Origin of the sequence: Megasphaera sp. UBA4233 (assembly GCF_002395615.1) — a bacterium.
Classification (GTDB): domain Bacteria; phylum Bacillota; class Negativicutes; order Veillonellales; family Megasphaeraceae; genus Megasphaera; species Megasphaera hexanoica.
Window position 1 is genome coordinate 1 of sequence record NZ_DGXL01000004.1, and the last position, 19,419, is coordinate 19,419.

The 19,419-nt window shown below is 48.4% G+C and carries 16 protein-coding genes; 3 read left to right on the forward strand and 13 right to left on the reverse strand.

The annotated features are described in order from the left end of the window. The 8 genes from B2U90_RS00520 to B2U90_RS00555 all read right to left on the reverse strand — a co-directional run. Positions 1-1,307: MFS transporter (locus tag B2U90_RS00520; RefSeq protein ID WP_292016834.1), on the reverse strand; the 1,307-nt coding region annotated here is incomplete at its 3' end. 708 nt (positions 1,308-2,015) lie between these two features. Beyond that, positions 2,016-3,332: an MFS transporter gene (locus B2U90_RS00525; protein ID WP_083237088.1), complete on the reverse strand. Its 1,317-nt coding sequence runs from the start codon at positions 3,330-3,332 to the stop codon at positions 2,016-2,018. Positions 3,333-3,930: 598 nt separating this feature from the next. After that, positions 3,931-4,227: a hypothetical protein gene (locus tag B2U90_RS00530; RefSeq protein ID WP_059076354.1), complete on the reverse strand. Its 297-nt coding sequence runs from the start codon at positions 4,225-4,227 to the stop codon at positions 3,931-3,933. Positions 4,228-4,234: 7 nt separating this feature from the next. Next, the gene (locus B2U90_RS00535) at positions 4,235-5,683 is read right to left on the reverse strand and encodes a 4-hydroxyphenylacetate 3-hydroxylase family protein (protein WP_059076353.1); all 1,449 of its coding nucleotides are present in this window, start codon (positions 5,681-5,683) and stop codon (positions 4,235-4,237) included. Between the two features lie 95 nt (positions 5,684-5,778). Then, entirely contained in the window at positions 5,779-6,540 is a 762-nt protein-coding gene (locus tag B2U90_RS00540; protein ID WP_059076352.1) for an HpcH/HpaI aldolase family protein, read from the reverse strand. A gap of 87 nt (positions 6,541-6,627) precedes the next feature. Next, on the reverse strand, positions 6,628-7,788 hold the full coding sequence (locus B2U90_RS00545) for a UxaA family hydrolase (protein ID WP_059076351.1): 1,161 nt from the start codon (positions 7,786-7,788) through the stop codon (positions 6,628-6,630). A 15-nt stretch (positions 7,789-7,803) separates the two neighbouring features. After that, complete coding sequence (locus tag B2U90_RS00550; RefSeq protein ID WP_059076350.1) at positions 7,804-8,088, reverse strand: UxaA family hydrolase; 285 nt, start codon at positions 8,086-8,088, stop codon at positions 7,804-7,806. 230 nt (positions 8,089-8,318) lie between these two features. After that, complete coding sequence (locus B2U90_RS00555) at positions 8,319-9,932, reverse strand: gamma-glutamyltransferase family protein (RefSeq protein WP_234995356.1); 1,614 nt, start codon at positions 9,930-9,932, stop codon at positions 8,319-8,321. 213 nt (positions 9,933-10,145) lie between these two features. Between B2U90_RS00555 and B2U90_RS00560 the strand changes: the two genes are divergently transcribed. Continuing rightward, a complete protein-coding gene (locus tag B2U90_RS00560) occupies positions 10,146-11,084 on the forward strand; it encodes a diacylglycerol/lipid kinase family protein (RefSeq protein ID WP_059076349.1) in 939 nt (312 codons plus the stop codon). Between the two features lie 67 nt (positions 11,085-11,151). Here the strand turns inward: B2U90_RS00560 and rpsR are convergent, their stop codons facing one another. From rpsR to B2U90_RS00580, 4 genes are all read right to left on the reverse strand, one after another. Continuing rightward, entirely contained in the window at positions 11,152-11,382 is a 231-nt protein-coding gene (gene rpsR, locus B2U90_RS00565) for a 30S ribosomal protein S18 (RefSeq protein WP_059076348.1), read from the reverse strand. A 45-nt stretch (positions 11,383-11,427) separates the two neighbouring features. After that, the gene (locus tag B2U90_RS00570; RefSeq protein WP_059076347.1) at positions 11,428-11,889 is read right to left on the reverse strand and encodes a single-stranded DNA-binding protein; all 462 of its coding nucleotides are present in this window, start codon (positions 11,887-11,889) and stop codon (positions 11,428-11,430) included. A 16-nt stretch (positions 11,890-11,905) separates the two neighbouring features. Then, entirely contained in the window at positions 11,906-12,190 is a 285-nt protein-coding gene (rpsF, locus tag B2U90_RS00575) for a 30S ribosomal protein S6 (protein ID WP_059076346.1), read from the reverse strand. 161 nt (positions 12,191-12,351) lie between these two features. Next, positions 12,352-16,095 (reverse strand): phosphoribosylformylglycinamidine synthase, encoded by a 3,744-nt coding sequence (locus tag B2U90_RS00580; RefSeq protein ID WP_292016835.1) that lies wholly within the window; start codon positions 16,093-16,095, stop codon positions 12,352-12,354. Between the two features lie 201 nt (positions 16,096-16,296). On the opposite strand from B2U90_RS00580, the gene B2U90_RS00585 reads away from it, so the two are divergent. Further along, complete coding sequence (locus B2U90_RS00585; protein ID WP_059076344.1) at positions 16,297-16,872, forward strand: xanthine phosphoribosyltransferase; 576 nt, start codon at positions 16,297-16,299, stop codon at positions 16,870-16,872. A gap of 96 nt (positions 16,873-16,968) precedes the next feature. Continuing rightward, positions 16,969-17,580, forward strand: coding sequence for a hypothetical protein (locus B2U90_RS00590; RefSeq protein ID WP_059076343.1), 612 nt, complete (start codon positions 16,969-16,971; stop codon positions 17,578-17,580). Between the two features lie 275 nt (positions 17,581-17,855). Here B2U90_RS00590 and pepD read toward each other — a convergent pair whose 3' ends face one another. Then, a complete protein-coding gene (gene pepD, locus B2U90_RS00595; RefSeq protein ID WP_292016836.1) occupies positions 17,856-19,304 on the reverse strand; it encodes a beta-Ala-His dipeptidase in 1,449 nt (482 codons plus the stop codon). Positions 19,305-19,419: the final 115 nt, after the last annotated feature.

Genomic DNA, 19,419 nt, shown 5'->3' on the forward strand with positions numbered 1-19,419 from the left:
GCTTTATCAAAGTTTACTTTGCCCTGGTAACGGTTGTTCATGTAGAAGCACATGATACCGCCAATCAGTACGGATACACCCAGGAGCAGCAGGCCATAACGGAAGTCGCCTGTCGCATCTTTTACCATGCCGACAGCCGTCGGGCCGAAGAAGCCGCCGAGGTTACCAATGGAGTTGATAACGGCGATACCCGTTGCAGCAGCTGTGCCGGTGAGGAACTGGGCCGGAATCGTCCAGAACAGCGGTGTGCAGGCGAAAATGCCGGCTGCGCCGATGCACAGGCAGACCATCGTTGCCACCGTGCCTTCAACGAACATTGCGGCAATCAGCGAAATCGATGCCATCAGTACGGCTACGTTCAGATGCCATTTGCTTTCCTGATGTTTCTGCGAGCTCCATCCGAAGATGTATACCGAAATCAGTGCGCACAGGAACGGCAGGGCTCCGATGAAGCCGATTTCTGTCGTGCTCATGTTGGACCACTGTTTGAGCATCTGCGGAATCCACATGTTGATACCGTACGTGCCTTCACAGACTACCAGGAAGTAGGCTACACCCAGGAACAGTACGGACGGATGGGTGAGGGCTTTCATGATAGAATAATCTTCGTTTGCCCCTTTGATGGCAGCTGCTTCTGTTGCCATTTCATTCGTCAGCCATTCCCGTTCTTCATCTGTCAGCCATTCTGCATCAGACGGTTTGTCCGTCAGATAATACAGCGTTACGAAACCGAAGAGAACCGTAGGAATACCTTCGACGAAGAACAGCCAGCGCCAGCCTGAATATCCCATAGCACCATCAAGGGCACTGATCAGATAGCCCGAAATGATGGAGCCCAGAATCAATGCGCAAGGCTGGGCCATGTTGAACCGGGACAGAGCCTTTGCACGATATTTGTTCGGGAACCATTCGCCGATGAAATAAATAACGCCAGGATAGAAGCCGGCTTCCGATGCGCCGAGCAGGAACCGCATGACGAGGAAGCTCGTCGTGCCGTTGATCATACACATGAGTGTTGCTACGGCACCCCAGGTTACCATGATACGGGCAATCCAGCGGCGGGCACCAAATTTTGCCAGACACAGGTTAGACGGAACTTCGAAAATGAAATAACCAATAAAGAACAGACCTGCACCAAAACCGAATGTCGAAGCTGTCAGTCCCAGTTCCGGGGACATCTGGATGCCGGCGAACCCTAAGTTCGTACGGTCGATGTAGCAAAGTAAAAACATAAAGAGCAGATACGGTAATAATCTGCGGGAACACTTATCCATACAGGATTTTTCCACTGAAGCTGAATAAGCCAAAACAGCCACCTCCACTAAATTCTTTACCTTTTATATTGAGCCCGTCCTCTGACGGGTTCGATATACACGCTGCAGTACAAAAAACAAAACTGGTACCTTTTATATTTCACATTAATTATGATTGTATGTGAAGAATATAATGCTTAAAATCCAAATTCACCCCTTTTAAAGATACCAATCTGACTGCATCATGTTATCTACAAATTTTACGCATAACCATTTTCACGACATCATAAAGCTGATAACACTAGTATCCCTTATTGTTAACTTTATGAAAAATTTCACATGTATCAGCACATCACTTATTCCTTTTATCATGTAAGGAATAATTCATATATAAGCAATATGTCGTATATGCGAATCAAGTACAGGGATATTATACGGATTTAACAACACATCGTCAAGAGTTAAAATTTATATTTTATCAATCTTTATAAATAAGCAATGCAATTGTGTTTTCTATGATTTTTTCGTATCATAATTAAGTGATGCCACACTTCTCTGTATTTACCGCTAATACGAGTTGCTATAATGCAGATGATTTGTATTTTCAAGCAAAGGCTTTGTTTTTCGTTATGCACTATATAGTATAAATATATAAAAATGTATAGTTTTCTTCTTTGCAAAAAAAAGAGACTGCTGAGTTTTTTAATCTCATTTTAGCAGTCTCTTCATTATTTTCTAAAAAGTAACTATTTTATGAAACTATTATTTTTCAATCTTGCTGTAGTCAACTTTCTTGCCATAGATATTGTTCATGATATGGCACAGGACAAGGCCTATGAATACGCAGACACCGAGGAGCAGCAGGCCATAATGGAAATCGCCTGTCGCATCTTTAACCATACCAACAGCCGTCGGTCCGAAGAAACCGCCGAGGTTGCCGATAGAGTTGATAACGGCGATACCCGTTGCAGCAGCCGTACCAGTAAGGAACTGGGCCGGAATCGTCCAGAACAGCGGAATAGCTGCGAACATACCAGCAGCACCTACGCAGACACAAATCATGGTAGGAATAGTTCCTGTAACAAACATACTTGCGCACAGAGCAACAGTAGCCATGCCGAGAGCTACAGTCAGATGCCATTTACGTTCCTGACGAACCTGGGAACTATGACCAAAGATAATAACGGAAATGAATGCACATACGAACGGAAGTGCACCGATAAAGCCAATTTCCATGGAAGACATATTGGACCAGGATTTAAGCATCTGAGGAATCCACATGTTAATGCCGTATACACCTTCACAGATAGCAAGGAAGTAAGCAATCCCGAGGACCAGAACAGCCGGGTGCGTAAGAGCTTTCATAATAGAGTAGTCGGCGTTAGCACCTTTAATGGCCGCAGCTTCTTCAGCCATACGGTTTGTGAGCCAATTGCGTTCTTCTTCCGTAAGCCATGTAGCATCAGCCGGTTTATCTGTCAGATAGTAGAGAGTTACAAAGCCGAAGAATATAGTCGGGATCCCTTCGACGAGGAACAACCAGCGCCAGCCGGACCAGCCCATGACGCCATCGAGAGAACTGATAAGGAACCCGGAAACGAGAGAACCGACGACGAGAGCAACAGGCTGAGCCAGATTAAAACGGGAGAGCGCTGCTGCACGATATTTGTTAGGGAACCATTCCCCGATGAAATACGTAACGCCAGGATAGAAGCCAGCTTCAGATGCACCGAGTAAGAAACGCATGACGAGGAAGCTCGTCGTACCGTTAATCATGCACATAAGAGCCGCTACGGCACCCCAGGTAACCATGATACGGGCAATCCAGCGGCGGGCGCCGAACTTGGCCAGGCACAGGTTGGACGGAACTTCGAAAATAAAATAACCAATAAAGAACAGGCCAGCACCAAAACCAAACGTAGAAGCCGTCAGACCTAATTCCGGAGACATCTGGATACCAGCAAAGCCTAAGTTTGTACGGTCAATATAGCAAAGCAGGAACATAAAGAGCAAGTACGGCAAGAGCCGGCTTGAGCACTTTCTCATACACGATTTTTCAATAGCTAATTCGTTAGACAAAACAGCCACCTCCACTAAGATTCATACTTTCTATAGTGAGCCCGTTTAATACGGGGTCGATAGTCACCTGCATCACAAATGCTACATCCTGCGTTCTCTATTTCACAATCTTATAATACATAAATAAAGAACATCGAAACCAGATCCGGATTCACCCCGCTTTCCTATCAATACTAAAAACGCCGGATTGTTTTGTGTTGCATCGTGTTATCTACAACGTCTGTCCATGGGATTCTTTTTAGTAACACTAGTATCCCATTTTTAAATAAAAACTTTCGTCTGCATCTCATCTCTGCATACATGTCATTATTCATATATAAGAATCATAACGTATATGCGAATTGATTACATGTATATTATACGTTTTTCTCCCTATAGCGTCAATACTTAGAATTTATATTTTTTCAATCTTTATAAATAAGCAATGCCCCGTACCCATCCATGCATTTTTTGTATCGACTTTTTATCAACATGGATTATATCACTTGACAAAACAAATCCCTGAACTTTACTTATGAAGTAAAGTTCAGGGATTTGATATTTTCTTTATACTATTTTTTTGTATATTTTTGCACTATATGCAAACATACTCTGCCTGTTACATTGCCGGTAATTTACAACGGATGGCCGCAATAACTTTCTGCACCAATTCTCCTTCATCTACATCCCAATGCTCCACTGACAATCCGCTGACAACGACAGGATTCCTATATTCTTTCTCTTTCAGACAGCCTGCCGGGCAGGCGTTCAAAAGGAGGGTAACATCCCAATGCGGCAGCGTACGGCTGATAATGCGGAATTCTAAGTCCGGGGCCGCCGCTATCAGCCTTTTAAGCAGTGTTGGCGTTTCGATGAAAGGATTGCAATTACCACAGAACTTAACACCGACAATCATACGCGCCTCAGTCTTCTACTTTAACGCCGGCAATCTTGAGAGCTGCTTTCTTTTTCGCTTCCAGATTGGCCAGTTTGGAGTACATAACTTCCTGGGCCTGCGGGCTGCCAGCGCCATGCATGCTTTCTACCAGTGCCGTGCCACCTGTCATCACTTCGATCAGACGGGCTACCCGCATGCGGTCTGCCGTCGATACGCCATCGACGCCCTTGAAGTATTTTTCTACGTATTTACCTATTTCCGGGCTTTCCAGGTCTGCCTGACTCGGAAGTGTGGCAATGAACCCGCCGGCAATATCCTGGGCCAGCCGGTCGATTTCATAGATATACCGCGTGACGTTGTGCTTGCTTACGTTTGCCAGCAGCATGTTGACGAAATACTGGCCGCTCGGCAGCTGTACCCCTTCGGCTGAGCATGCGATGGAGCACGCATACAGCGTTTCTGTCAGGTGGATCATTTCGTTAATCTTCGATTTGATGTGGCTGGCTTTGGCATAGCCGTTCATATCGGCCATAGCTGCCGCTGCACCGATGACGATATCCGATACGCCGCCCTTACAGCCGCCGTAGTTCTGGCGGTGGTAGCTGGCAAACCGCGTTACCAGCATGCCGGCAAAATCCGTTTCCCCGCACATGAAGACCCGTTCCCACGGTACGAAGACGTCATTCAGGACCGTCAGGCATTCGCCGCCGACGATACCGTACTTGGCATTGCCCTGATCGATATCTCCTTCCAGTTTACGGCCATCATTGCTCTGGCGGCCGAAGATGTGCAGTACCCCCGGTGCATCGACTGGCAGCGCACAGCAGACAGCGTAATCTTTGTCTTCCGGTTTCAGGCTCATGGTCGGCATAATCAGCATTTCATGGCTGTTGACCATCCCCGTCATATGGGCCTTGGCGCCGCGGATGACGATACCCTTGTCATTCTTTTCCACGACGTGGACGAACAAATCAGGGTCACTCTGCTGGCTCGGCCGTTTGCTGCGGTCGCCTTTCGGATCGGTCATGGCACCGGATACCATGAAGTCCGTATCCTGGATGTATTCGAGGAACTTCTTGAACCGTTCATGATAATGGGTCCCATATTTCTGGTCCATTTCAAAGGTCGTGCCGTAGGTGGCATTCATGGCATCAAAGCCGACACAGCGCTGATAGCAGGTCCCCGTTTTGAGGGAGAGCATGCGCAGCATTTTGACTTTTTTGACCAGATCTTCCACACTCTGGTGAATATGGGTGAAGCGGTTGATTTTTTTGCCCGTCAGGTGGGATGTCGCCGTCATCAGGTTTTCATATGCCGGGTCAAAGGCCAGGTCATACGTTACGGAAGCGGAATTAACATGGCCACGGATGAAGGGATGGTCCGGCAATTCTTTAGCCGGAATCTGTTTGCCCTGAAGATATACGACGATATTACGTTTCCGCAAGCTTTCTTTATATTCCTTACCTGTCATCATAGGTGAATCGACTCCTTTAATGTGCTAAATTTCACAAAGGCAGGGACAAAGAAAAGCACACGCCAGTGCCTTTCTTTGCCTTACCGTTTCTATAATCAGCCTTTGGCAAATCCATCAGCTGCTTCTTTAAAGCGTTCGTAGAGCTGTCCAATATCAGAAGAGAAGGAAACGTACTGAACGCCACGGTTTTTCCATTCTACAGCCGTTGCCACATCATCGCAGAAGAAACCGACAGCTACGCCGACTTCTTTAGCCTGACGCATGATTTCTTCCATCTGGGCAATGACTTTCGGATGATTGACCTGTCCCGGGATTCCCAGGGAAGCAGATAAATCATAGGGTCCGACAAACAATACATCAAAGCCTTTGACTTTCAGGATATCTGGCAGAGCCTGTACACCGTCCTGACCTTCAACCTGGAGAATGACAGCCGTTTCATCATTTGCCTTGCCAAAGAAATCAGCTTTATCAATAGAGCCATATTTGCCAGCACGAACATACCGGTTGCATCCACGGCTTCCTTCTGGCGCAAATTTAGCGGCGCTGACAGCGATTTCAGCAGCTTCTTTGGATCCAATATTCGGAATCTGTACACCATCGGCACCGAGATCCAGGGCCTTATCAATGAGTTCCGGGTTTCCTTCATAGACGCGGACAATGGATGGGATGCCAGCAAGTTTGCAGGCGCGGATCATATCCAGCGTTCCTTCTACCGGGATTTCACCGTGTTCATTATCGATGATGCAGAAGTCAAAACCAGCCATACCGGCTACTTCTACGACAGCAGGGTAATTCATGTTGATAAAAGGCCCAAAGAGCTTTTCACCATTCTTTAAACGTTCTTTGAATTTGCTCATGCGACAAAACTCCTCTTGGAATATAAAATATGATGACATAGCGCACAGGCGTAGCGTCTGTACCGCTGCGCCTGTATGCCGCAATGATTAAACGTAATTGCAGACACGGGCAATAGCCATTTCCGTATAGCCCAGAGATTCTGCTTTAGACTGCTTGCCGTTGACGACTTCCATGGTCATAGCCAGGAGTTCATCGCCCTGTTCACCCATGGTCTTTTTGCCATAGATAACCGGGCTGGCATCGTAATCGATATTGTCTTCCATATTCTGGAATGTCAGTTTATTGCCCGTGATTTTGATGACCGGTACGATTGGATTGCCTGTCGGCGTGCCACGGCCCGTAGAAAATACAACTACCTGGCAGCCGCCTGCTACCATGCCGGCTACAGAAGACGGGTCGTTCCCCGGAGTATCCATGATGACCAGGCCTGTCGTATCGACCTGTTTGCCATAGTCATATACAGCCTGAATCGTGCGATGGCCGCCCTTATGGATGCATCCCAGCGATTTTTCTTCCAGCGTCGTCAGACCACCGGCTTTATTGCCCGGGCTCGGATTGCCTTCGCGGACTTCTTCGCCGACGAGCTGCAGGGCATGTTCATAACGGTGTACGATACCGAGGATCTGTTCTTTTACTTTTTCATCTTTACCACGGCGGGCGAGGATGTGTTCTGCACCGATGAATTCCGTCGTTTCGCTCAGGATAGACGTAGCACCGAGGTCAACGAGACGGTCGCTCAGTTCACCGATGGTCGGGTTGGCAGCCAGGCCAGATGTCGGGTCGGAACCACCGCATTCGGTACCGACGATGAGTTTGCTCATGTCGCATTCTTCACGGCGCAGCATGCTGGCTTCCTGTACCATTTCCTTGGCATAGCGGACCGCTTTGTCAATAGCTTTCAGCGTGCCGCCTTCTTCCTGGATAATGACCTGTTTGAGCGGCTTGTTCGTCCGTTCCTGGATAGCTTTGACTACCAGGTCCATCTGACAGTTTTCGCAGCCCAGAGAAACGACGACCGTACCATAGACGTTTGGATTAGCAGCATAACCGGCTTCTACATCCATGGTAAGCTGCTGGTCAGGCGGTACCTGGGAACAGCCGTTCTGATTGTTGAAGGTAACGGCGCCATTGACCTGGGAGGCAATGATACGGGTCGTATCAGAAGCACAGACACTGGCCGGCAGAATTAATACATGATTACGGACACCTACGCGTCCATCCGGACGTTTATAACCCCAAAATTTCATTATGATTTCCTCCTCTTAGCCCAAATTTTCACGAACGGATTTAACATTGTGTTCGTGTACGTGTTCGCCTTGTTTGATATCACGGGCAGCATGACCAATATGTTCACCATATTTAACGACTGGTGCATCGGCCGGAATATCTTTGATGGCGATTTTGTGATAAATCTGGACATCTTCTACGGCAGTAAAGGAAACGGTCTTCTTGTTTTTGTCAACGTAAGAAACCGTATCGCCTTTCTTTACCGGTTCGATGACGACAGCAACGTTGTCTTTTTCATCGATAATCATTGCATTAATCATGAAAATGAAACCTCCCTCTTGTAGTTCAAAATATACCATACACCCAGGATAACCACTCCTTAGCTGACAGGTTATGGCAAGTTCCTGTTTGTATATAAGACCTATTGTGTATATACGTCCTGTATACTCTCATTATAGAATTGCAATTGTAAAATGTCAATTCTAAGTTGGCATTGCAATGTGCTAAAAAAGAATAGCTTTTACCTTATCACTGCCTTCTATTTATACCTTTACCATGCCGCAACAGCACCATCTGCCCGGGGTTCTGTCGCACCGGAAAGAACTCCCTGTTCATTGCGCCAGATAATCTGCCCCCGTCCATAGGGAATAGGATCAGCATTTACTATTACCTCATGGCCTTTACGGCGCAGCCCTTCAACAACCGCCGCCGGAACGGCCGCTTCCACTTCGATGCGTTTACCGCCTACCCACTGCCAGCGTGGCGCATCAAGTGCCGCCTGAGGATTAAGATGGAAATCTATCGTATTCATCAGTACCTGGAACTGTCCCTGGGGCTGCATGAACGCTCCCATGACACCAAACGGTCCTACAGCCTGCCCGTCCCGTGACAGAAAACCGGGAATGATTGTGTGGTAGGATTTTTTTCGCGGACCGGCACAATTGTCGCTCCGTGGGTCCATGCTGAAATTATTGCCCCTGTCACTGAGGGCCACTCCATATCCCGGAATGACGATGCCCGAACCAAACCCCGTATAATTACTTTGGATATACGATACCATGTTGCCTTCTCCATCAGCCGAACAGAGATAGACCGTCCCGCCATTATTGGGACTGACTGGCCTGGGCATCAGTGCCATATCCCCGATTTCTGCCCGCCTCCGGACTGCATAGGATTCAGAAAGCCAGTCTTCTACAGACGTGTTCATAAAACGGGGATCGGCTATGTATTCACGCCCGTCGGCAAAAGCCAGTTTCATCGATTCAATCTGGCGGTGGAACGTTTCAACCGTATCCCGCTCTGCAAAGGAAAAACCACTGGCAATATTCAGAGCCATGAGTACGACCAGTCCATGGCCATTGGGCGGAATTTCCCAGACATCATAGCCTCTGTAATTCGTATGGATTGGCTGGACCCACTGAGGCCGGTAATCCATCAAATCCTCTTTGCGAAGATATCCGCCCGTCTTTTTCGACCAATCATCGATGGCTGTAGCGATTTCCCCTTCATAAAGATCCCGGCACCGGCTCCTGGCCAGGAGGCGCAGGGACCGTGCCTGCTGAGGCAGGCGCAGGATATCTCCCGCACCGGCAATGACATCACCAGCATAAAAGGTATCGAACAAGCCCTTAAAAGCCGGTTCATGACGGTACGGAGCAAAGCTTTCATAACCTTCTTTCAGCATGACCGCCAGATTGGGCATGACAGAATAGCCATCCTCTGCATAAGAAATAGCCGGTTTAAATAGTTCTTCAAAGGGAAGTCTTCCAAAACGGCTGTGTATTTCCGCCCATGCTGCCGGCGCCCCCGGTACCATAACGGGAGTCCAGCCGCGAAGGGGAATTTCCGACAGTCCTTTTTCATGCAGCGTTTCCCAGGTCAGTGTACGTGGCGACCAACCACTGCCATTGAGACCGTATAACTTTCCCTTCATCCATATCAGTGCAAAGGCATCACTGCCCAGGCCATTACTGGTTGGTTCCAGTACAGTCAGTGCTATCGCCGTAGCCAGTGCCGCATCGACGGCATTGCCTCCCAACTTCAGCATATCCAGCCCGGCCTGCGCCGCCAAGGTCTGCGATGTACAGACCATTCCGCGGCGGGCATAGACGACTTCTCTCCGCGAGGGATAGGGATATATCTGTCCGTCCCATGTCATTGCCATATTAACACGCCCTTTCCTTGTATATACGATTATCATATCACATTCCTTCACACGGGTCAGTAAAACCAGCCTGCTTTTTGTATAGAACAGATAAAATACACTCTAAAAAAAGCAGTCCCTGCTCTTCCCGAAAATCTGTTTTGTGTCTATAATAATGTATATGTAACTTTCTGCGACAGCTCTGTCTGTCCTGCCGTAAAAGGAGGAATCACCGTGAGTCGGTGCTTGTTAATTGTCAATCCGACAGCCGGCCGTGAACGGGCCAAGTATTTTAAAGAACCATTAAAAAACCAGCTGGATACGATGTATGACGATGTAGAAATGCGCATCACGACCGGTCCGGGAGATGCGACTGACTGGGCCCGTGAAGCCTCCCTTACCGGATTTGATGCCGTTTTCTGCATGGGTGGCGACGGTACATTGAACGAAACCGTCAACGGGCTGGCCCTTGCCGGACGGAGCAGTATAACGTTTGGCTTCATCCCGTTGGGCACGGTCAACGACCTGGGGCGGGCTCTTTCTATGCCCCTGCATCCGGAAGCAGCCATTGCCGGTCTTAAAAACGCCCATATCCAGCGCGTAGATATCGCCCGGGCCAATGACCGCTATTTCGTCAACACCATTGCTGCCGGTTTTATGCCTGAAGCCGTCAGTCACGTATCGATTGAGCAAAAAACACGGCTTGGCCCTCTTGCCTATTTTCTGACGGGCCTGAAAGCCCTGCAAAATCATGAAACATACCTGTTTAAGATAGAAAACGATAACGGCGTTTATATCCATCGCTCTCCACTCATCGTCATCATGCTGACTAATTCCGTCGGAAGCTTCCGAAATCTCGCACCGGCTGCTCAGGTCGATGATGGTAAACTCTGGGTCGGCGTCTTCAAGGATTGCAGCTATCTCGATATGATTAAAGCCATACCGGAATTTCTTGCCGGCTCGCCCCTGAGTTCAGAATACATGAATCTGTCTACGACGACTCATCTGAAAATCACGCTGATCGATGGCACCCTCACGACAAACATGGATGGTGACAAAGGCCCTGATTTCCCGTTGGATCTGGAAATTTTACCTTCTTTCCTAAATGTCTGTGTCCCATCTGCGCCTCCTTCCAGTCTGCCACTGGTCCATCTGCTTCCTCACAAAGGTTAAACAAAAAAGAGGATGTAACAAAATGGCTGTAAAGCACATTTTGCTGCATCCTCTTTTTGATATCCGATTAGTCTGCTGTGTACGGAAGCAGAGCGATAGCTCTGGCCCGTTTGATAGCAACCGTCAGTTTACGCTGGTGTTTAGCGCAAACGCCGGAGATACGGCGCGGCAGGATTTTGCCACGTTCGGTCGTAAAACGGCGGAGCTTTGCAACGTCTTTGTAATCAATCTGTTCAGCATGATCGACACAGAAGCTGCATACTTTTCTTCTCGGTTTTCTCGAGCGATCTCTTCTCATTATATATCCTCCCTTTAAAACATAATTAAGGGATGTGTTTGACTATTAGAATGGGATTTCTTCATCCGATGTGCTGGAGCCCATGCTGTCAAAGCCGGTCCCCGGAGCAGCCGGTTTAGGCTGCGGCGCGCTCGGCTGCGCAGCACCGGTATATGAAGAGGACGCCGTACCATTCTGGCGTTCCGTTCCCATCGTCTGTGCCACAAAATTAGCTACGACTTCCGTCCTGTACCGTTTCTGGCCGTCCTGCGTTTCGTACGAACGCGTGTTAAAACGGCCTTCCACAAAGACACGACTGCCTTTAGCCAGGTTGTTACCACAGGTTTCTGCCAAATTACCCCAAGCAACACAAGGAACAAAATCAGTGAATTCCCGTGGTTCCGTAGCTCCGTATGGAATATACGTGGTCGTGCAGGCTACGGTAAACATAGCAACAGCCTTGCCAGTCTTCGTAAAACGGATTTCGGGGTCACGAGCCAAATTGCCTAACAACTGTACTGAATTCATACCTTTGCGCCTCCGGTTATTCGTCAATCTTGACGATCAAGTGCTTCAGGATGTCGTCCTGGATCTTCATAACACGGTCGATTTCTTTGATAACTTCAGGATCAGCTTCAAAGTTAATCAGTACGTAGTTACCGTCAGCCTGTTTTTTGACAGGATATGCCAGGTGGCGTTTGCCCCAACGATCAACCTTTTCGACATTGCCGCCATTTTTCTTGATCAGATTGGAAACAAATTCAGCAATCGGATCTACTTCTGCGTCTTCCAGCGGCTTTGCGATAAACATGACTTCGTACTTATTCACGAAATCACCTCCTCTTCTGGACTATGGCCCTTCATTTCAAAAGGGCAAGGGTAGCTTGAAGTAATCAAGCTTTATTATTGTATCACAGATTTTCCGCCATAGCAAGTAAAAAGGATGTCCCACAAAAGAAGATCTTTTCACGGGACATCCTTTTTCTTCAATTATTCAAAATATGCAACACCGGCTGCAAAGAGAGGCTGCAGCTTATTGCCAGAAATATTTTCAAAAATATCGGGACCGCTGAACCGTTCAGTATGAGCCATCTTACCGAGCACGCGGCCATCGGGACTGGTAATCCCTTCGACAGCCATAATGGACTGGTTAGGATTATATTCGCTGTCATTGGATGCATTGCCACTAAGATCTACATACTGTGTCGCAATCTGTCCTTTCGCAGCCAGTTCCCTGATCTGCCGGGGTGTCGCTACAAAACGGCCTTCCCCGTGGGAAATAGCGATAGTATGGACATCGCCGGCTTTCATGTTGCTGAACCAGGGACTCATGACAGAAACGACCTTCGTATTGACCATCCGCGACAGATGGCGGCCAATTGTATTGTATGTCAGCGTCGGGCTGTCCGGACGCAGAGGCTGGATCCGGCCATAAGGCAGGAGCCCCAGTTTAATCAGCGCCTGGAATCCGTTGCAGACACCCAATGCCAGGCCATCCCGTTTATAGAGCAAATCGTTCAGTGATTCTTTCAACGCCGGACTTCGGAATAAAGTAGCAATAAACTTGCCAGAACCTTCTGGTTCATCGCCAGCACTGAAGCCACCGGGGAACATGATAATCTGCGCATGGGCAATGCGTCTTGCCATTTCGTCGATCGATTCCGCCAGATCCTGTGGCGTTTCATTACGCAGTACCATGATTTCTGCCGTCGCGCCAGCCCGTTCAAAGGCAGCGGCAGAATCGTATTCACAGTTCGTTCCAGGGCAGACCGGGATGAACACATGCGGTTTGCCAAAAGATTCACTGCGTTTGGGACCATAGGTCGTGAAGAGAGGCAGTGTAGGATCATCGGAAGAACTTTCACTCTTAATCGGGAATACTTTGCTGAGCGGTTCTTCCCATGCCTTCTGCAAATCTGTCAGGGCTATGGCGGTACCTGCTGCCGTAATGTCGGCAGCTTCTTTCGTTACGCCAACGCGGCACACGTGATCTTCTTTTTCCCAAATGCGCGCAGTAGCTTCATCAGTTTCAACAAGAATAGCTCCATACCGGAGATTGAAGAGTTCCTGTACGGGGAACTGGTCATCAACGGTAAAGCCAATGCGATTGCCAAATGCCATTTGTACCAGCGCCGCAGCAGCCCCGCCCTGGCCTACGGCATGCATAGCCCGGACCTTGCCATCGAGAACAGCCTGATGGAGGAAATCACAATGACGGCGGAACACATCAAAATCAGGCATATCTTCGGCATCCCTTGGCAGATCAAAGAGCAGAACCATATCGCCAGCCTGTTTGAATTCCGGAGAAATAATATGATTGGTCTTTTCCGGTACGATAGCAAAGGATACGAGCGTAGGAGGAACCGTCAGATTTTCAAAGGTGCCACTCATGCTGTCTTTGCCGCCGATGGCAGCAATCTGCAGCTCTTTCTGTGCCACATATGCCCCGAGGAGCGCGCTGACCGGCTGGCCCCAGGCTTTTTCATTGGTGCCGAGGCTCTGGAAAAATTCCTGCATCGTCAGATAAGCCTGACGACGGTCACCGCCGAGAGCAACCAATTTCGCTACCGATTGGAGTACGGCATACAATGCGCCGTGGAACGGACTCCATACGGCCAGGTCCGGATCATAGCCGTGCGTGAAAATGCTGGCAGTCGTCGTTTTACTTCCCGGGACAGGAATCTTGGCGACCATGCCTTCTACGGGCGTCTTCTGATACTTTCCGCCAAAGGGCATGAGTACCGTCCGCGATCCGATAGTGCTGTCAAAGCGTTCTGCCAGTCCCTGTTCTGACGCGACATTCAGCGTTGCCATCGTCTTGAGGAATGCATCTTTGACATCACTTACAGGAGCTGCCGTAAAGAAATCTTTTTCTTCCGGAGCAGTGACAATGGCATTCCGCTTCTGCGTTACGCCATTAGTATCGAGGAATGCCCGGGTGATATTGACGACATTCTGGTCGCGCCAGTGCATGACCAGTCGTTTCGTATCGGTAGCGACGGCAACAATCGTCGCTTCCAGATTTTCTTCCGCCGCGTATTTCATGAATTCTTCTACATGTTCCGGAGCCACTACGACGGCCATCCGTTCCTGCGATTCAGAAATAGCCAGTTCCGTTCCATCCAGACCTTCATACTTCTTCGGGACTTTATCGAGATTAATATCCAGGCCATCGGTCAGTTCGCCAATGGCGACGGATACACCGCCGGCGCCAAAATCATTGCACCGTTTGATGAGGACTGTCACTTCATGGCGGCGGAACAGGCGCTGGATTTTCCGTTCCGTCAGGGCGTTCCCTTTCTGGACTTCGGCGCCACACGTTTCCAAGGATTCTACTGTATGCTTTTTGGAAGAACCAGTTGCGCCGCCCATGCCATCACGGCCGGTCTTGCCGCCCAGCAGGATGATTATGTCTCCGGGAACCGGTTCTTCCCGGATAACGTTGGCCCGCGGAGCCGCCCCCAGAACAGCACCGATTTCCATGCGTTTTGCAATAAATCCCTGGTGATAATATTCTTTTACTTCCCCTGTCGCCAGGCCAATCTGGTTGCCATAGGAGCTATATCCTTTAGCAGCGCCTGTCGTCAGCGTACGCTGCGGAAGTTTCCCTGGCAGTGTATCTTTAATGGATTGCCGTGGATCACCTGCACCGGTAACACGCATAGCCTGATATACATAAGACCGGCCGCTCAGAGGATCGCGGATACAGCCGCCCAGGCAGGTAGCAGCACCGCCGAACGGTTCGATTTCCGTCGGGTGGTTATGTGTTTCATTTTTAAAGAGGAGAAGCCATTCTTCTTCTTTGCCATCCACATCGACAGGAATGATGATGGTGCAGGCATTGATTTCTTCAGAGGCATCCAGATTCTGTAATTTGCCAGCTGCTTTTAATTCCTTTACGGCAATGGTTGCCATATCCATCAGCGTCTGTGGTTTATTGCGTTTTAATGCATCACGCGTCGTTTTATATGCTTCGTAGGCTCTCTGGATAGGAGCTGTATATGTGCCGTCTTCAAAGGAAATGTCGGTCAATTCCGTCATAAACGTCGTATGGCGGCAATGGTCAGACCAATACGTATCGATAACCCGGATTTCTGTAATCGTCGGGTTACGTTTTTCTTCATCGCGGAAATAAGTCTGCACAAATTTCAGATCATCAAAGCTCATAGCCAGACCCATATGGGCAGATAATTCCCGGAGTGCTGCATCATCCATCGTATCGAAGCCATCGATAGTCGGAACGTCAGCCGGTTTTTCCCATGCCATGGAAAGGTCCGTTACCTGATCCAGCGACGCTTCCCTGGCTTCTACCGGATTGATACAATAATGCTTAATAGCGGCAATATCATCAGCGGAAAGGGTGCCCGATAAAACAATGACCTGTGCCGTGCGGACAGCACTGTCACTGTTCATAGTGAGCATCTGCAGGCATTGCATCGCCGAATCGGCACGCTGGTCATACTGCCCCGGCAGATATTCGATTGCCAGTACCGTATCGTCTTTACCGGCCGGCAATTCATCGTATACTGCATCGACAGGCGGTTCCGAAAAAATCATATTCTTGGCTGCTTCAAAGGCTGCATCATCCAAACCACCTACGTCATAACGATTGAAAATCTTGACATCGGTCAGACCCGAAATAAGCAAGTTTTTCTTCAAATCATTGAGCATCCTCTGTGCATCCTGGGCAAAAGGACCTTTTTTGGTAACATATAAACGTCGAATGGATTGCATTCAATGAACCTCCTTAAAAGACATATAAGCATTAGTGACACAACTTTAGTATACCCGTTTTGCTTTCATAAGTAAACGGAAAATTGCAGTAAAACAGCGTCAAATCCGTGATTCTGACAGGCCTGACCCTCTGAAATCAGGCGTTGACTTCCCTCACAAATCGTATTAGACTGGTTATAATAACTATTAGGAGGCCCCCTCATGGAAGAATTGAAAAAACGCATCTTGCAGGATGGTACGATTATCGACAACCGTATTTTAAAGGTGGATAATTTTCTCAATCAGCAGATTGACCCATCACTGGTAATGAAAATGGGACAGGAATTTGCCCGCCGGTTCGCCGACTGCCCGATTGACCGGATCGTGACTATCGAATCATCCGGTATCGCAATTGCACTGGCGACAGCCGTCGCAATGGGAAATATTCCCGTCGTCTTTGCCCGCAAGAAAAAATCTCTTCTCATGCAGGATGCTGTATACACAGCGTCTATCTATTCGTATACAAAAGAAGAAACCTATACAGCCAGCCTCAGCAAATCATACCTGCATGCCGGCGAACGCGTACTGATTATCGATGACTTTCTGGCTAGTGGCGCCGCAGCAGTCGGCCTGACCGAATTAGTCAGACAGGCCGGCGCTATCCCTGCAGGCATCGGCATTGTCATTGAAAAATCATTCCAGCCCGGACGCGGCCGGCTGGAAGCACTCGGCTATCGTGTAGAATCATTAGCCCGCATTGCTGCTTTTCGTGATAATAAGCCCGTATTCAAGGAGTAGTACTTTATTTCCTTTGTCGCCCCTTATATAATACATAATATAATACATATTAGATGTATACATAAAATCCCGTTCCCCAAAGACAGGAGCTGCCTTATGAGATCCCAATTTTTTGACGGATTTGATTTTGCCGAATATAAATTCAGTATCGTCGCTGTAGAACACGTCGATGAATTCTTTAACATAGAAAAGTACGGTCTGCATCCGGTCATTTACGATGAATCGTGTCTCCGGGGATATGCCTGCATTTTTGGTTTCACCGAAGACAAACACCTGGCTCTGCACAAATTATTCACAAATAATAATGGCCGGCCTGCCCCGTCTATAGATGGCATCGAACCGGTACCGTTCCACTCCCCTGCCGGTGATCTGCGCTACGACCTGGAGCTGGCCATTCCCTACTCTGGTTCTATTCTCATCGCCAATGGATTTATCCAGAAATATTTCGTTCCTTTCGGATTCCAGATTCCCCATGCCTTTAAAAAGGTATATGAACTCACCTTTGACCAGGGATTATTCGTGCGTGTAGAAGACCGCTCTGAAGCTGCCCGTCAGCTGCGCATCGAATATAAGGAACCCCTGCCACCGGAAAAGAAACTGCGGCTGCGTGTCGCACACTGGTTCAATAAACCAGAAGAATATGGTTTTGACGATGAAACGCTGGCCCAGTATATGGACCTGAGTTACGATACAAAATATCTCTTTTAACAGCCGACGGGAGACAATCAGCCGATTGTCTCCCGTCAGTTCATAAACACATATATCCGGTCCTTACCGGACTGGACAGCGCTTGTATTGTGTTATGCAATAAGTGTTTACATGTATAGTATACGTCCCGTTAAACGTATAAGCAATCCATAGGGATCACATTTTAAACAACCATGACTCCCATTTCAGACTAAAACGCCTGTCAATGCCCAAATAAAGGCACTGACAGGCGTTCCTGCATCTGGTACATAATTAAATGCCAGATTGATGCCAGATTATTTTTTAAGAGCCGTCAGCGTACCGGCTATGACACGCGTAACTTCCGCAACGGTTTCCAGATCAACTGATTCGTCCGCACTGTGGATAGCAAATGTCGTCGGTCCGACCGAAACAATGTCCAGATCCGGGTTCATGGCAAAGAAATACCCCGTTTCCAGACCGCCATGCATCGCTTCGATGCGGGGTGTACGGCCCAGTTCTTTTTCATAAACGGCAGTCATGGCCGGAGTCAGGACACTGTGCGTGTTTTCTGACCAGGCCGGAGCCGGTGCAGACGCTTTGAAAGTAAATCCCGTCACTTCTGCAAATACCGGCAGGGACAACAGCATTTCCTGCAGGCGGGCATCGGAAGAGGAACGGGGGAAATACTGGATGTCCACCGAATCAGCACCGATATGAATCGTACCAATATTAGAAGACAGGTCCGGCAGTTTCGGCAAATGCTGATTCATAGCGAAGACGCCGAAGTGAAGCAGATTAAGGATCTGTACGATAGCACGGCTGTCTGCTTTAGAAATAGTTTTTTCCGGTACATCTGTTTTTTCTGCTTTCAGGGATAACGTCGTTTCTACAGCCCCATATACGGCTTTATGTGCCGCTTCTCCTTCGGCAGTAAGCTGGCATGCCTTATCTGCATCTGCATCAGAAAGAACAATGACAGCCTGGGCAAGGGACGGAATGGCATTAGCCGCATCGCCGCCGTCATAGGAAGCCAGTGTATAGGAAATACCCGCCTGATGGAGACGCTGCAGGACGAGAGCCAGCGCTTTTATAGCATTGCTCTTTCCCTGATTGATTGTTTCACCCGAATGACCTCCGATAAAGCCCGATGCCGTTATCTTCAGAGCAGCTGTCCCTTCTGCTTCCTGCCAGGAAACAGGACGGCTGAAATAGGTATGAACACTGCCGGCAGAAGCCACACAGATAACATCGACAGATTCAGAGTCACAGTTAATGACATAATGGGCATCCTGAACATATTGGGAATCCAGATGGGTGGCACCGGTCATACCTACTTCTTCATCTACTGTAAAGATCAGGCGCAGCGGACCATGGGCAAAATCCTGCTGAATGAGGAACATAGAAATGGCAATAGCCATACCGTCATCAGCACCCAGGCTCGTCCCATCAGCAGAAAGCGTCTTGCCATCCCGTTTGATGGTAATAGGATCTTTCAGCGGATCATACGCGCGTCCTGGTTTAGCCACACAGACCATATCCATATGGCCTTGTATAATCGTCAGCGGCACATCTTCATATCCTTTTGTCGCCGGTACATCGGCAATGATGTTGTTGACTTCATCCTGAACAACGGAAGCACCGAGTTGACGAAGCCGGGCAGCAATATAGTCACTGACTTCTTTTTCATGACCTGATTTGCGGGGATGCCGGGCAAGGCCTGCAAATTCCTGCAAAACGCCTTCAATAATCTTTTCATTTTCCATTGGAAATTCCTCCTTATGTCTAGAAATATCCATACGCGAGTATTATAACACGTTTATACAAAAGAAACACCTCGGCTATCATTCTCTCCTTGCATAATTATCTATAAGTAAAGAT

Excerpts from the sequence above, each read along its gene's own strand:
- B2U90_RS00530 (WP_059076354.1), bottom strand. The coding sequence starts at position 4,227 with ATGATTGTCGGTGTTAAGTTCTGTGGTAATTGCAATCCTTTCATCGAA.
- B2U90_RS00535 (WP_059076353.1), bottom strand. The coding sequence starts at position 5,683 with ATGATGACAGGTAAGGAATATAAAGAAAGCTTGCGGAAACGTAATATC.
- B2U90_RS00540 (WP_059076352.1), bottom strand. The coding sequence starts at position 6,540 with ATGAGCAAATTCAAAGAACGTTTAAAGAATGGTGAAAAGCTCTTTGGG.
- B2U90_RS00545 (WP_059076351.1), bottom strand. The coding sequence starts at position 7,788 with ATGAAATTTTGGGGTTATAAACGTCCGGATGGACGCGTAGGTGTCCGT.
- B2U90_RS00550 (WP_059076350.1), bottom strand. The coding sequence starts at position 8,088 with ATGATTAATGCAATGATTATCGATGAAAAAGACAACGTTGCTGTCGTC.
- B2U90_RS00555 (WP_234995356.1), bottom strand. The coding sequence starts at position 9,932 with ATGGCAATGACATGGGACGGACAGATATATCCCTATCCCTCGCGGAGA.
- rpsR (WP_059076348.1), bottom strand. The coding sequence starts at position 11,382 with ATGAGAAGAGATCGCTCGAGAAAACCGAGAAGAAAAGTATGCAGCTTC.
- B2U90_RS00570 (WP_059076347.1), bottom strand. The coding sequence starts at position 11,889 with ATGAATTCAGTACAGTTGTTAGGCAATTTGGCTCGTGACCCCGAAATC.
- B2U90_RS00580 (WP_292016835.1), bottom strand. The coding sequence starts at position 16,095 with ATGCAATCCATTCGACGTTTATATGTTACCAAAAAAGGTCCTTTTGCC.
- B2U90_RS00585 (WP_059076344.1), top strand. The coding sequence starts at position 16,297 with ATGGAAGAATTGAAAAAACGCATCTTGCAGGATGGTACGATTATCGAC.
- B2U90_RS00590 (WP_059076343.1), top strand. The coding sequence starts at position 16,969 with ATGAGATCCCAATTTTTTGACGGATTTGATTTTGCCGAATATAAATTC.
- pepD (WP_292016836.1), bottom strand. The coding sequence starts at position 19,304 with ATGGAAAATGAAAAGATTATTGAAGGCGTTTTGCAGGAATTTGCAGGC.